This window comes from Psychrobacter sp. FME6, from assembly GCF_014861365.1.
Classification (GTDB): Bacteria; Pseudomonadota; Gammaproteobacteria; order Pseudomonadales; family Moraxellaceae; genus Psychrobacter.
On the sequence record NZ_RRYW01000082.1, the window covers coordinates 1 to 13,789 of the forward strand.

At 43.1% G+C, this 13,789-nt stretch carries 11 protein-coding genes and 2 pseudogenes; 2 read left to right on the plus strand and 11 right to left on the minus strand.

Annotation, left to right across the window (positions count from 1 at the left end):
- Positions 1 to 60: 60 nt before the first annotated feature.
- Positions 61 to 612 (plus strand): annotated as a pseudogene (locus EI162_RS11050) (HAD-IIB family hydrolase); the annotation flags it as partial.
- Positions 613 to 702: 90 nt separating this feature from the next.
- Here the strand turns inward: EI162_RS11050 and EI162_RS11055 are convergent.
- A complete protein-coding gene (locus EI162_RS11055; RefSeq protein ID WP_192524407.1) occupies positions 703 to 966 on the minus strand; it encodes a hypothetical protein in 264 nt (87 codons plus the stop codon).
- A 60-nt stretch (positions 967 to 1,026) separates the two neighbouring features.
- The gene (locus tag EI162_RS11060; protein WP_192524408.1) at positions 1,027 to 1,824 is read right to left on the minus strand and encodes a 3-oxoacyl-ACP reductase; all 798 of its coding nucleotides are present in this window, start codon (positions 1,822 to 1,824) and stop codon (positions 1,027 to 1,029) included.
- Between the two features lie 283 nt (positions 1,825 to 2,107).
- Here EI162_RS11060 and EI162_RS11065 point away from each other — a divergent pair, with 283 nt between their 5' ends.
- Positions 2,108 to 3,253 carry an ABC transporter substrate-binding protein gene (locus EI162_RS11065; protein WP_192524409.1) on the plus strand — a complete coding sequence of 382 codons (1,146 nt, stop codon included), beginning with the start codon at positions 2,108 to 2,110 and terminating at the stop codon, positions 3,251 to 3,253.
- A gap of 268 nt (positions 3,254 to 3,521) precedes the next feature.
- Here the strand turns inward: EI162_RS11065 and EI162_RS11070 are convergent, their stop codons facing one another.
- The 9 genes and pseudogenes from EI162_RS11070 to pilM form a co-directional block, all read right to left on the minus strand.
- Positions 3,522 to 4,757, minus strand: coding sequence for an FUSC family protein (locus EI162_RS11070; protein WP_192524410.1), 1,236 nt, complete (start codon positions 4,755 to 4,757; stop codon positions 3,522 to 3,524).
- Positions 4,758 to 5,146: 389 nt separating this feature from the next.
- A complete protein-coding gene (locus EI162_RS11075; protein ID WP_192524411.1) occupies positions 5,147 to 6,262 on the minus strand; it encodes a hypothetical protein in 1,116 nt (371 codons plus the stop codon).
- A gap of 132 nt (positions 6,263 to 6,394) precedes the next feature.
- Complete coding sequence (gene aroB, locus EI162_RS11080) at positions 6,395 to 7,513, minus strand: 3-dehydroquinate synthase (protein ID WP_192524412.1); 1,119 nt, start codon at positions 7,511 to 7,513, stop codon at positions 6,395 to 6,397.
- Between the two features lie 218 nt (positions 7,514 to 7,731).
- Entirely contained in the window at positions 7,732 to 8,301 is a 570-nt protein-coding gene (gene aroK / locus EI162_RS11085) for a shikimate kinase AroK (RefSeq protein WP_192524413.1), read from the minus strand.
- 215 nt (positions 8,302 to 8,516) lie between these two features.
- The gene (locus tag EI162_RS11090) at positions 8,517 to 11,084 is read right to left on the minus strand and encodes a type IV pilus secretin PilQ (RefSeq protein ID WP_225735310.1); all 2,568 of its coding nucleotides are present in this window, start codon (positions 11,082 to 11,084) and stop codon (positions 8,517 to 8,519) included.
- Between the two features lie 27 nt (positions 11,085 to 11,111).
- Positions 11,112 to 11,645 carry a pilus assembly protein PilP gene (locus tag EI162_RS11095; protein WP_192524414.1) on the minus strand — a complete coding sequence of 178 codons (534 nt, stop codon included), beginning with the start codon at positions 11,643 to 11,645 and terminating at the stop codon, positions 11,112 to 11,114.
- Positions 11,645 to 12,352: a type 4a pilus biogenesis protein PilO gene (locus tag EI162_RS11100; RefSeq protein ID WP_192524415.1), complete on the minus strand. Its 708-nt coding sequence runs from the start codon at positions 12,350 to 12,352 to the stop codon at positions 11,645 to 11,647. The genes EI162_RS11095 and EI162_RS11100 overlap by 1 nt, the downstream gene beginning before the upstream one ends.
- Positions 12,349 to 13,002, minus strand: a complete 654-nt coding sequence (locus EI162_RS11105) for a PilN domain-containing protein (protein WP_192524416.1) — start codon at positions 13,000 to 13,002, stop codon at positions 12,349 to 12,351. Before EI162_RS11105 ends, EI162_RS11100 begins: the two co-directional genes overlap by 4 nt.
- Positions 13,002 to 13,697, minus strand: a pseudogene (pilM, locus tag EI162_RS11110) (type IV pilus assembly protein PilM); the annotation flags it as partial. The pseudogene pilM and the gene EI162_RS11105, both read right to left, overlap by 1 nt.
- Between the last annotated feature and the right edge of the window lie 92 nt (positions 13,698 to 13,789).

Genomic DNA, 13,789 nt, shown 5'->3' on the forward strand with positions numbered 1-13,789 from the left:
AATTATTTTATGATATTTGTCCTGGCCATAACAGTTTTATTTTGAACTGACTATAACCAGCGCGTTATTAGTGATTACCCGTTATCCAATGAGCAGTCCGCCACCATCACTAAGCTCTGTCAGCAAAATGGCTTAGTCTATAAATTTGACTCTGCCACTCACATTATCTGGTCAGATGAACATGAGTGGCAAAACAGATATCACGATAAAATAAAGAGCTGTAGCATCATCGACCCTGATTATTGCCAATTTAATACCGTATATCAGTGTTCAGTATTTTTTGACAATCAAGATGAGAAAATGCAAGAAGTAAACTTTGCAGAGCAAGACTTAAAACTGGTGCATTGGCATGACATTGTCGGCGATATCTTGCCCATCGATGCCTCAAAAGCGCGCGGTATATTAGATGTGTGTCAGCATTTTGGCATTGACGCAAGCGAGTGCATGGCGTTTGGTGACGGGCTAAATGATTTAGAAATGTTTGATTTGGTCGGCTATGCAGTGGCCATGGGTGATGCGAAACCCGAGCTAATAGAACGTGCGGACTTTGTCACTGGCACAATTGAAGAGCATGGAATACAGGCGGTAGTTAAGCATTTGCATCTGGCCTAAATATCAGACCATTAATGAAAGCTTAAATCGCAAAACCCCTTGCCAATATTTGACAAGGGTTTATCTTTCAAAACTCTAAAAACCTACTATTTAACCACGCCCAAATATCAATCCATAAACCCAACTGCCCAGCTTATAACAGGCAACTGTAATCAAAGTAAAGAGCAATGCTGCCAGTAAATACGCTAAAAAATTTGGTATGCCAGTTAGCCAACCAATACTAAATGCCACGCCAAGATAAGCTTCTAGTGGCCAGCTAAATATCGATGTATCCATACCAGCATTAAAGAAAACAATGGTCGCCCACAGCCCTATCACGGCAGTGATGATTCCAGCAAGTTTACGATTATTCATGATTTCTCTTTGGTATAAGTTAAATACTTTTTATCTAAAAGCTATCTTTGTATATTATTCCTACGGCATCGTCAAACCACCATCGACTGCAATAGATTGACCAGTAATAGCTGAGCTTAAATCAGACGCCATCAGCAATACTGAATTGGCAAAGTCGCTTACCGAGGTTGCTTGTCGTAGTGGCGTGGTTGTGGCGATATAATCGAACACTTCTTCAGTAGTTAAGCGGCTCGCATCCGTGGTTTTTAATAACCCACCTGCCAGCAAATTCACACGGATACCATATTGCCCAAGCTCGCTTGCCAAATTGCGCGTAAGTCCAATCAGCGCTGATTTTGCCGTCGTATAGTCATAATAAGTGACCACTGGATTATAGATAAGGTTGGTTGAGATATTAATGATTTTACCCGTCTGTTGAGCTTTCATTTGCGGTAATACCGCTTGTACGCTATTGACTGCACCTTGAACGATGCCATCAATTTGCTGAGAGAAATGTGCCCATTTAACCGTTTCGATACTGGTGTAATCGGCATTTGGATTGAACTGATAGCTTGGTAAAGCATTATTGACCAATATATCAATACCTCCAAAGCGCTTAATAACTTCTGCTGCCATGGTTTGCATTTGTGCCAAATCTGTCACATCACCCTGATAAGCAAATGCTCGCCCACCTGCCGTTATAATATCAGACACTACTTTTTTAGCGGCTTCCTCACTATTGAGATAATTGACGCAAACGCTGGCGCCTGCCGCTGCCATCTGCTGAGCAACTTGCGCCCCAAGACCACGACTGGCTCCGGTAACTATGGCGACTTTATTGGTCAATAATTCGGGTATAGTCGCTTGAGTGTTATTCATTATCTTTTATCCTTTATTATTTGATATTTATAAAAAATAAGGCTTATTTTAATGGCTTTATTTTAGTGACACTAAAAACTGGACAGCGCCAATCATAGCATGATTAACGGATTGCATAATGTGGGGCTATTCTCACTACCTTTATCTACTTTACTTAAAACTAAGCAAATTCAAGCAGTTGCCCTTTAAATTTCGACTTAGGATAACCATAACCGTATAATGAATATAGTATAACGGTATCCTGTGCCCGTTTTTATTTTTGCCTTAATTTAGGAGAGACACTTTGTCTTATTTATCCCCTGTTAATGGGTCTAATCGAACTTCTGTAAAAGTACTGCCAAAAGCACTACCGAAGGTCTTATTGTACGCAGCTATTGGAACGATTGGGCTATCACTTGCTAGCTGCAGCAAGTCAGATAACACCGCTGCTGACGGTACGACTACCAGCCAAGAGACGCTAAATCTCTATAACTGGTCGGAGTATATGCCGCAAGAAATCCTCGATGGTTTTACCGAAGAGACTGGTATTAATGTTAATTACACCACCTTTGATTCTAATGAAGCGATGTATGCCAAATTGAAATTGCTTGATGATTCTAGCCAATATGATTTAGCCATTCCATCGACTTATTATGTCGAAAAAATGGCCAAAGAAGGCTTATTGCAAGAGCTCGATAAGTCTAAATTAAGCAACTTTAAAAACCTCGATACCTCATTTACTAACACCAAGGTCGACCCTGAAAACAAATATTCGATTCCCTATATGTGGGGTAGCACCGGATTGGCTATCAATGGCGAATCAGTCGATCCAGCCACCGTCAATAGCTGGAATGATCTGTGGCGTCCTGAGTATAAAGGTCAAGTAATGCTGATGAATGATATGCGCGAAGTGTTTGGCATGTCGCTATTGACCCTTGGCTACTCTGGTAACAGCAAAAATCCTGACGAGATTAAAGCCGCTTATGAGAAGCTCACCACTTTGATGCCGAATGTGAAAACATTCAATTCAGATGCCTCGCGTATGCCGTATATGGAAGGCGAAACCAGCGTTGGTATGACGTGGAATGGTGAGGCAATCATCGCTAACAATGAAGGTCTGACCAGCTTGGTGTATAAATACCCAACTGAAGGCGCTATTTTATGGATGGATAACTTTGTTATTCCAAAAAACGCCAAACAAGTAGACGCAGCGCACAAGTTTATTGACTACCTACTCCGTCCCGAAAACTCAAAAATCGTCAGTGAAGAGATTGGTTATGCGTCGCCAAATATTGCCGCACGCGAGTTGATGGACGAAGACGTACGCAATAACCCAACGATTTATCCTAGCAAAGACGTACTGGCAAAAGCTGAGTTCCAAGAAGATGTCGGTGATGAAGCATTACAAGTGTATCAGCAGTATTGGGATAAGCTAAAGACGGGACGTTAATCACTATTCTGTATTTGAGCTTTAAAGTGACACAAAAGTGACACATTGAAAAAAACCTTAAAAATAAAAACGCTGATCGATAATGATCAGCGTTTTTTTATACAGTTAAAATACCTTAAAGACGCTAAGGTACTGCTGGTATCAATTTTTTGCAGCCTCTGTCTGCGCAGGCACAGCAAGCAAGAAAAATTGATACCAGCAGTCAGTGATGTACCGATATTACTTTTCACTGACTATATCTGTTTCTTATAAAATAGTTTTTTTATAGCTATAAATGCAAATCTGTCTCACCGCCATGTTCTTCTATACGGCGCTGTTCGCGGCGCTGATAACGCACACCAGAAGCAGAAAACCAACGCGGCTTAGTCTTTTGTAATAAATCACTGAGCTGCTGTAACTGGGTTTGTAAGGTTTGGGTAAGCCAAAAGTAGCCCTGCCATTCAAACGCTAAATACTGCACGCTCGGATAATCTGATACCGCAATACGAGTAATAGGACGAAAAACTTCATCGCTAGGACTGCGCAGCACCGCCGCCATATGACGCATCGCTTGGGTTAGCTCATGTTGATAATGGATGAGCAATATATGGTTTTCATCGTCAATTTCAATATTTGCCAAACGCGGGGCGGCACTTAATAATAAATCAATGGTGCCGATAATGTTCCGATGAGCACGCTGTATCGTCTCAATGGTATCCTTATCCAACCCAGTTTCGCTCGCTGTTGCAGCAATATGTGGACGTACAGCAAGTAGACGTTTATTGATTTCTTGCAATGATTTTAATAGCGTCTTATCGACTGGTATATCAGGCACTGCATGACTGGCATAATAAATGACACTGGATGCTTGGTTGACTTCGGTATATTTAAAAGGCTTAGCCGTCAATGTCTCAGCATCGATATGGTGTCCAACCCCAGCATAAAGCTCGCTACAAGCATCAAGGTTGCTGGCCATTAAAAACCGAAACATCAAAGTCGACTTAAGCGGTAAGATTAGAGTTGCTGCAACCGCAACCCCTGCCCCAATTAAAATATTAAAGGCGCGATATAAACCATCTTGAGCGATATTTTCATGCTCGGGGCTTGAAACAATCATCAGCATGGTGATGCCCGTGAGTAGCCCAATATAGCCCAACTGTTTGACCGCCACATAGCCAATAATGCCACTGATAATGGCAATCAGCACATAATATAGCCACAGCCAACCACCGATATCTTGCAACAACCACAAAAAGCTCAGCCCAACCACGACCCCAAGTAAGGTGCCCAATATGCGCTCTTTGGCTTTGGTATAAATCGCGCCTTGGTATTGTAATAATCCCAATATCACAAACACGGTAATGGTCGTCCATTCACCATGCGGTAAGTGTGTCAACTTATTTAACGATAATGCAATAAGAATAGCGCCGCCCAAACGTATCGCGTGCAAAACATCTGCATGCTGATAACGGGCATAAGGCTCAATGAAAGGGGCAGTAAATCGCTGCCAAAATTTCGGTTTCACGCAGGACGTCTCTTATAATTGGTGAATAAAAAATAGCGCGGTAACAAGGTCTAGCTTAGGGGCTGTATAGCCCCTAACCATTTATAAAGTACTTATCAAAAGAATAACGCTTTTCATTGATAAAAAAACAAAAGATAGTTGATCTCGAAATATGCTAACACATGGGATAAAAAAACCCACCAAATCAGTCATTAGGTGGGTTACAACAGACTAGGGCGTGTCCTCAATTCAAGCGATTGTATCTAAATGGGCTAAAAATGGCTAAATTTGGCCAATCATCGTCAAATAGCTAATTAATATCTCGATATTATTTGCGCTATTTTCCTCGTTTGACGGCAATTTATCTCATTTTTATAATGAGGACACGCCCTAGCCATTACCAGAAAAAACTAATTGCTTTTTTCTTCAATAAGCTCTTTTATGCTGTCATTATTATTTTTTGCTGTTCCTGTATTAGCAGAGTTTGAACCTGAATTGGCATTTTTATTAACAGCGTTTGCATTGGTCTTTTTTTCAGCCGAATTTGGACTGTCGTTATTATTACTATTCGCACTCGGAGGCTTAGGTGTTGCCACGACGGGTGGTTTTGTCGATGTACTATTATCCGTGCCTGCCGCTGGTTTTTTATTTTCTTGATCAGGCTTACGAGTATTATCAGTATTTTTAGGCGATGCAGCATCAGGAGCCTGCTCTTCACCGCCAATGACACGCTCTTCATTGACTGATAAAGTCTCAGAAGTATCCGCTGACTGACGGATGCTTTCACCGCTGCCACCCGTGCTTTGATTATTGCCCGCTGCTTGGTCATTAGCTTGCTGGTCTTGTTGACGTACTGGCACTTCGCGCTTGGTTGGTTTCAAGTTAACAGAGCGGGTGCGCCTTGTGCTTAAGTCTTTTACTGGATCCGGGCGCTCATAATTATCAATGATGCTGACGTAGCGATTGATTTCCTCTGGTAATACACGCACATCAGCAGGCAGTTTAAAGTCTATTAATTTGGCAGCCCCTACCGCTTCTTGTGGGCTACTCATGAGTCCATAAGTCAGCATATAACGGACTTGGTTGTCCTCATCAAGATAACGGAAATAGGAGAATTTCTTACGATCTTCGCGGCTTTCTAAGTAACTGACAATCACATCGTTTTCAGCAACATTCATCACCTGTACCGTCCACTTGCCTTTATTGGCGAGAAGGTAACGCTTATCTTTAAACTCATCGGGATAATTGCGTAAATCACGAACTGTGGCATCAAAATTTATCGGCTGTACATCGGTATCAAGCTCATGCAACGACTCAATCTTTAATGGCTGCTCAAGTTCTGTACTTGATATTTGCGGCGCTGCTATCGGCGCATTCTCTATCTTGGCACCCATCGCGGGGGTTTGGCTTAGCATCCACACTAAAGCCGTAACAACGCCCAATAACAAGGTCATTATGAGCCAAATCAATGCTTGTCGGCGATATGATTGGCCAGCGGTACGCGTCGTTGATTTTGATGCTGCCATGAGAATATCCTTGGTAAAAATAGAGTTGACCGCATTTAATATAGTGGGTTTACTTTAAAACAATACAGTCGATTCACTTTAAAAAAGACATCGTATTGCTGGGATGCTTGCTTTATGATATTTGTACTGTTTTTATTGAGGACTGACTATACGTTGTGCCAATACCTCAGTTAATAGCTTGGCATCAAAATCATTGGTCAGTACCGCCTTACCTATTGATTTTAACAAAATAAGCCGGATTTGTCCGTGTTTCACTTTTTTATCATGCCCCATCAGACCCAAAGCTGTGTCTACCGCAATAGGCGGCGGTACAATAGGCAGGTTAGCGGACACTAATATACGCTTAATACGAGCAACGTCATCAACCGTTAACCAGCCCATTTTTTGCGACAGCTCAGCGGCTTGTACCATGCCAGCAGCAACTGCCTCACCGTGCAGCCAGTTACCATAGCCCTGATGCGTCTCAATCACATGACCAAAAGTATGACCAAAGTTTAGCAAAGCGCGCACACCTGACTCTCTTTCGTCTTGCGCCACCACATCCGCTTTGTACTGACAGCAGCGCTTGACGGCTTCGCCAAGTACTGCCAAATCTAACGCCATCATCGCTGGCAAGTTTTCTTCAAGCCAAGTCAAAAAATCTGCATCCATGATAAGTGCATATTTAATGACCTCAGCAAGCCCTGCTGATAGCTCACGAGGCGGTAGGGTTTTGAGCGTATTCATATTAGCAAGCACCATCTGCGGCTGCCAGAATGCGCCAATCATATTTTTGCCTTGCGCATGGTTAATGCCTGTTTTGCCCCCAACGCTCGAATCCACTTGTGATAATAGCGTCGTTGGAATCTGGATAAAACGTACTCCACGCATAAAGCTTGCCGCTGCAAACCCTGTCATATCACCGACTACGCCGCCACCCAGTGCAATAAGGGTAACATCACGATTGAAATGCTCTGCCATTAAGGCGTCGTAAATCTCATTGATGCTGCTCTGGTTTTTATATTGCTCACCATCTGGTAGCACGCAAACCTTGACAGAAAAGCTTGCAGCCAACTCTTCTTCTAAAGCTTTTAGGTATAAAGGCGCTACGGTATCATTAGTGACAATCAATACTTGGCGACCAGTAATATAGGGCGCGACTTGCTGTGCCATACTATTGTTTTCTGTCGCCGTCTTTTCAGTAATGACAATCGGATAATCATGACTTTGCGTATGAACGGTTAAGCTGTCATGAAACAGTGGCAGGGCCATGAAAGTCTCCTTAAGTATGCTTAATAAGATAAAAGTAACTGCGCCTAGATGGTGCTATAGCCGATCCATTATAAAAAAATACAGTGCTACTGGGATAAATTGTGCGCAGCCTCTGTCTGCACAAGCACAGTAAGCAAGAAAAATTTGTCCCAGTAGCGCGTGATAATATTTGTACTTATTTTATTTAGGACTGACTATATACATTATCAATTTTATGATTAATCGCCTTTAGGCTTTAATACTACAGGCGCTACAATAGTAGGCACACAGAAAGACTCTAACTGCTGCAATAACTGATTAACCATATGACGTGGGTAAGTATGGCCAGTAGGCATAATAATATGCGCAACCTGCCGATATAATGGATCGCGGGCACTATATAAATCTTGCAGGATTTTCCTAGGATTGGGCTGCTGTAACAATGGCCGTGACTTATCTTTAGCAGTGCGAGCCATTTGCACATCGACTGGTGCATTAAGGTAAACCACAATGCCGCGCTGCGCTAGAAAATCTCGATTTTCAGCACACATGACAGCGCCACCACCAGTGGCTAATACGATTTGTGGTTTTTGCGTCAACTCATCGATGGCGCGTGTTTCACGTTCCCGAAAGCCCGCCTCACCTTCTTTTGCAAATATCCAAGCAATATCTGCCCCTGTCTGCGACTCAATATACCAGTCACTGTCTACAAAGGTGCGTCCCAAGTGCTTGGCAAGTAATTTACCAATTGTCGTCTTCCCTGCTCCCATCGGACCCACTAAAAACACCGACGGTAATTCCTCCACCATAATACTTACTCAGCTAAATTAGGTATGATACAACGTCATTGATATTCTGGCTAGTAATGCGCTGGGATTATTGTGAGTAAAATTTTGACGACATCATCAATGAGTGTACTGATATAAACATTGATGACAGCAATTGCTTTAAAACGGCTAAATTCTTCCACAAAAAAAGCAAGCACTAAGGCTTGCTTTTTTACTAACAATCAAACAAACGCTAATCAATCTAGACGACTAATGCCATCATTGATCAATTTTGGTGTGATAAATATCAGTAGCTCTTCTTTAGCATTATTACGCACATCCTTACGGAATGCGCGACCGATATAAGGCAGGTCACCCAAGAAAGGGACTTTATCCACACCATTGCTGGTACGGTTTTTAAAGACACCGCCTAACACAACCGTTTGACCATCTTCAACGATAACATTGGTTGAGATAGAGTCTTCTTTATCCACACCATTGCTGGTACGGTTTTTAAAGACACCGCCTAACACAACCGTTTGACCATCTTCAACGATAACATTGGTTGAGATAGAGTCTTCTTTATCCACACCATTGCTGGTACGGTTTTTAAAGACACCGCCTAACACAACCGTTTGACCATCTTCAACGATAACATTGGTTGAGATAGAGTCTTCAGCGATAGCCACCTGGTTATTAATAATAGTTGGTGTGCCATTGGTGATAAGCAGTTGCAAGCCAATTTTACCATCAGGGGTAATATTAGGTGTGGCCTCCAAACTTAACGCCGCTTCTTTAAAGCTGGTGGTCGTTGCACCACTGGCCGATGCTTCTTGGTAAGGAATCTGCGTACCAGAGGATACTTTCGCTGTTTGCTTATCGGCCGTCAAAATCTTTGGGGTAGAGATTACTTCACCGCGGTTGTCTGCTTGTAGTGCTGACAACTCAAGATCGAGCATAAAATCAGAGATACCAAGCAGACCAAAAGCGATACTACCTGCTGGATTATCAACCCCTAAGTCGACATTCAAATTATCAGGACGGCTAATGTCATATTTAGGATAAGAGACAGTTTGACCATTGACTGTGGTGGTCTCAACATCAAAATCTTTTAAATCCCACAACGTTTGGTTGCTGCCACCCACCAATAAGTTGCGGTTGTTGGCTGCACCATTCGATAAAAGACCCCAACGTACCCCAATCTCTTTACTGAAACTGTCAGTGGCGCTAACGATACGTGCTTCAATCATTACCTGACGGACAGGAATATCGATTTTGCCAATCAATTTATGGATATTTTCAATACTGTCTGCCACATCTTTAATGATCAAAGTATTGGTGCGTTCATCAACCGTTACTGTGCCGCGATTGGATAACAAGGTATTATTATCGTCACGATTTGAGCTACTACTGCCGCCAGATGATCCACTGCCTTGAGAGATAAGGGTCAATACTTCAGGGGCTTTTGCATAGCTTAAACGAATGTATTCTGTACGTAGCGGCGCATAAGACTCAACCGCTTGCTGTGCTTCTAAATCACGTGCTTCTTGCGCAGCCAGCTCAGTAGAAGGCGCAACCAAAATCACATTACCATTCTCGCGTTTACCCAGATTCTTACTCTTAAGGATAATATCCAGCGCTTGATCCCAAGGTACGTTGATAAGGCGCAAAGTAATATTACCCGCGACCGAATCACTCGCCACGATATTCATCTCAGTAAACTGCGCCAAAATATCTAAAACACTACGAATCTCAACGTCTTGGAATTCCATAGATAGCGCTTCACCACTATAGACTTTTTCTTCAAGTGTCGGCTCACGTAACAGCGCAGGCTTGTTGATACTGATATTTAACTGCGTACCCGACTGATAGGCTTGATATTCAAAATCTTCTTTCATATTAATGGTAATAACACCATTTTTATTTTGATTTTTGGTATCGATACTATCAACCAAACCGCTATTAATATTTAATCGACGCAACAGATTTCGTGGCACGGTGCTACCCGTCAAACGCACCACCAGCTTGTTACCTTGGCGCTGCACATCAACTGGAGTGGCTTCATTGGCCAGTGCGATACTGACATTACCGCCACCATCTTTCCCTGCGGCAAAATTAACCGCGCTTAAACCTTCATAGCTATACTGCTTACTGACTTGTGAAGCAGCAAGCTGCGGGTCTAATAATGGGTTAACTCTGACCACCATCGTATCGGCAGGTGCTTTATTTTTTACCCCTGTGGTCGAGGCTGCATTATTAGTCGCAACGGGTGTGCTACTGGTTTCTACGATTGGGGTGACCTTTGGGGTGGTCGTGACGGCATTGTTATTAAGCGCATTGTTATTAAGCGCACTGTTATTAAGGGCATCTTGGACAGGATCGTTAGTCATCACTGGACGATTAGGATCAGTAATCGTGAGCAATAAATCGTTGCCATCAATCGCCGTTGTATAATTACCCGCCTGTTTCAGCCCAACAATTAGGCGCGTGGTACTATCGCCGCTTAACGTCGTAACATCATTGATCATGCCAACATTATATTCATTGAAACGACTAGCAAGCCCATTTTGCACTTGTTCAAAATCTAGTACCAAACGGCTGGGATCATCTAGCTGGTAGGCCGCAGGTAATACTGGCAACCCTGCAAACCCCAAACGCATTTGCGTCACTGCTGGTGCAGTTTGTACCACAGAGACATTATTAATGCGCTGTGCGGCATGGGCGCTGCTACTCACTGCTACCATGCTGATTGCCAATGCGGAAATGGCAAAAGCAGAAGATACGCGGTTGCTCATCATCATTACCTTGTTATTGCGTACTGTCATTATTTATTCCTCAAAAAATCTGCCGACTTAGCTTATAGGGGAAACCAGCGACTGGGGTTTTTCAACAAACCCTGCGCGGCTGTCTGGCAAAATTTCAATCAAGTTAATCTGGGTCGGCGTGATTTCAACAATACGGCCGTCATTTAATCCAAGGTAATCACCAACCTTGACACTAGCAACTGACCCATCAGGGCGCTGTACCAGCGCATATTGCTGACCTTCAGGGGAAATTACCACACCTCGAAAGACCAACTGCGATAGCTCATATTGTTCAAGAGGATCTTTTACCCTTAAAATATCAGGACGCACACCATCGATAGAGGTCGTAGGGCCTTGGACATTGACTAAACTTGGTGGTAAAAATGGGCTACGCTGCGCACTGGCGCTATAAACAAAATCTTCTACCAACTCAGCCTTAGGTGGTGGCTCAATCGGTTGCGCTGGCTGGTTACGAATATCCTTCAGCGCTTGCTCGGCCATACCAATACGATCAGTACAACCGGTCATTGATAGAACGGTAGCGCTTAATATCAGTAGCATGGGCAATTTTTGAATAGTCATTAGTTGCCTCCTGCAGCATCGGCTTCTTCACTTTCAGAATCAGTTTCTTTTGAGCGATAAGTTTTGGTTTGTAATACCAAGTTTAGTTCTGGTAGCACATCCAAAGTTGGCTGCGGATTACTGACTTCAAAATCATGCATGGTGATAATTCGCGATAAGGCAGCAAGGCCACTGATAAAGCTACCAAACTGATGATACTCACCCAAAGCAGCAATACGAATAGGCTGTTCAATAAAGAATTCATTTTCAATTTCAGGTTCTACTGAAATATCTTGGAAACGTATATTACTGCCAACGCCCGTCATATTAATGCCTTCTACTAGCTCAGACACACGAGTCTCCTTTGGCAACTGATCGAGTAAGGTATTGAACTCCACCTCCATTTGAATCACTTGAGCTTGATAAGCTTCGAGATGACGCGCGCGTGACTCTTTTTCACGGTAGCTATCAAGCAAAGTCTGTTGCTGACTCTCAGCCGCTTTAATTTCATCAATTTTGCTACTAATCGGGAACGCCCATGCTAGTGCAGCAATCAGTACGACGATGAGGCCAATGACCGTTGTTTTTACCGGAAGTGGCCAGCTACCATAGTTTTCAGAATCTAATGATTCAAAACTACGGCGAAACTCATTTAAATCAAATGGCTTCTTTGTCTTTAAAGCGGTCTTTTTGGTTTTGATCAAGCTTCTTTTACGGCTAAGCTTCATAGCTCACCTCCAAGTCCAGTATTGGCATCAACAGGTGTGGCCTTTTCTGACTGCACTTTCGTAGTGACTACAAACTGTACATAGCTGTCTTCAGGATAAACGGGGCGAGATTGTCCACCAGTAGCAACCGTATTATTAAGGTTTGGCGCTGCTTGATAAGCGCTGATGTTCTGTTGAATATTACTAACGGCTGATTTGTCCATCCATTTACTGTTATCCAAATTTCGGATTAAGCTTGAGACGATATTTGGGTTATCAGCAAGGCCTGTCAAGGTAATAACATCACCTTCACGCTTTAGATTAGTTAAATAGAGCGCAGGCGGCATCGCTTTTGCCAAATCATCCCACAAGCGTACAGGTACAGGACGTCGACCTTGCAAGTCTTGAATCACCTGCATACGTGAGATGATGTCTTCGCGGCGTTGTTCTAGGCTGTCAATTTCAACCAACGCCGTATCCAATAGTGCGTTTTCTTTTTCAATCAATGCATTGGCATCAAGCTGTTCATCAAGCTCGTTATTAAAATAGCTCCATGAAGCGAATGCAGCCAATAGAGTGAGCAAAGTGACTGCCACTACTAAAGTGAGAAATTCTTTATTGCGACGTGTGCGCTCTTCTTGTCGCCAAGGTAAAAGGTTAATACGAGCCATTAGTCGAAGCTCCTTAACGCAAGACCGCAAGCGGCCATTAAGCTGGGTGCATCAATGGCCAGTTGCTCATTATCGATATGTGGCGCAATGGTCATATTGGTAAATGGATTAGCAATACTCACAGGCACGCCCAATCTCTGTTGAGCCATACCTGCAAGACCGGCAATAGAGCTACTACCACCAGCCAGCACCACGTAATCGATACTGCTGTATTGGCTTGAAGAAAAGTAAAACTGCAATGAGCGGGTAATCTGCTGAATGGTATTTTCTATAAATGGAGCCAATACATCGGTATAGTAATCATCAGGTAAAGTATGCTCACGTTTACTAAGCGCTGCTTCTTCTGCTGATAGTCCATAACGGTTCTGTATGGCCTCTGTTAGCTGAACACCACCAAAAAGCTGTTCACGACTGTATATGAACTCGCCGTTTCTGGCGATATACAGCGTGGTTTGATTGTGGCCAATATCCACCAAAGCCACTAACTCTGGCATGCTAGGTAAGTTATCCACCATCAAGCCAAAAGCACGCTCGATAGCGTGTGATTCAATATCCATAACCTTGGTTTTTAGTCCACCAAACGTCAAAGCGTCGACTCGTTGGTCGACGTTTTCAGAGCGAGAAGCAGCCAGTAGCACTTGCACCATATCATCGCTGACTAAAGAGGGACCTAGAACTTCAAAGTCCAAATTAACATCTTCGGTGGTGTGTCAGAAAGTATGCTGAAGAAATAAAGGAGGGTGACAGCCAAAGCAAGATGATATATTTGAGGTTATGAAGACACAAA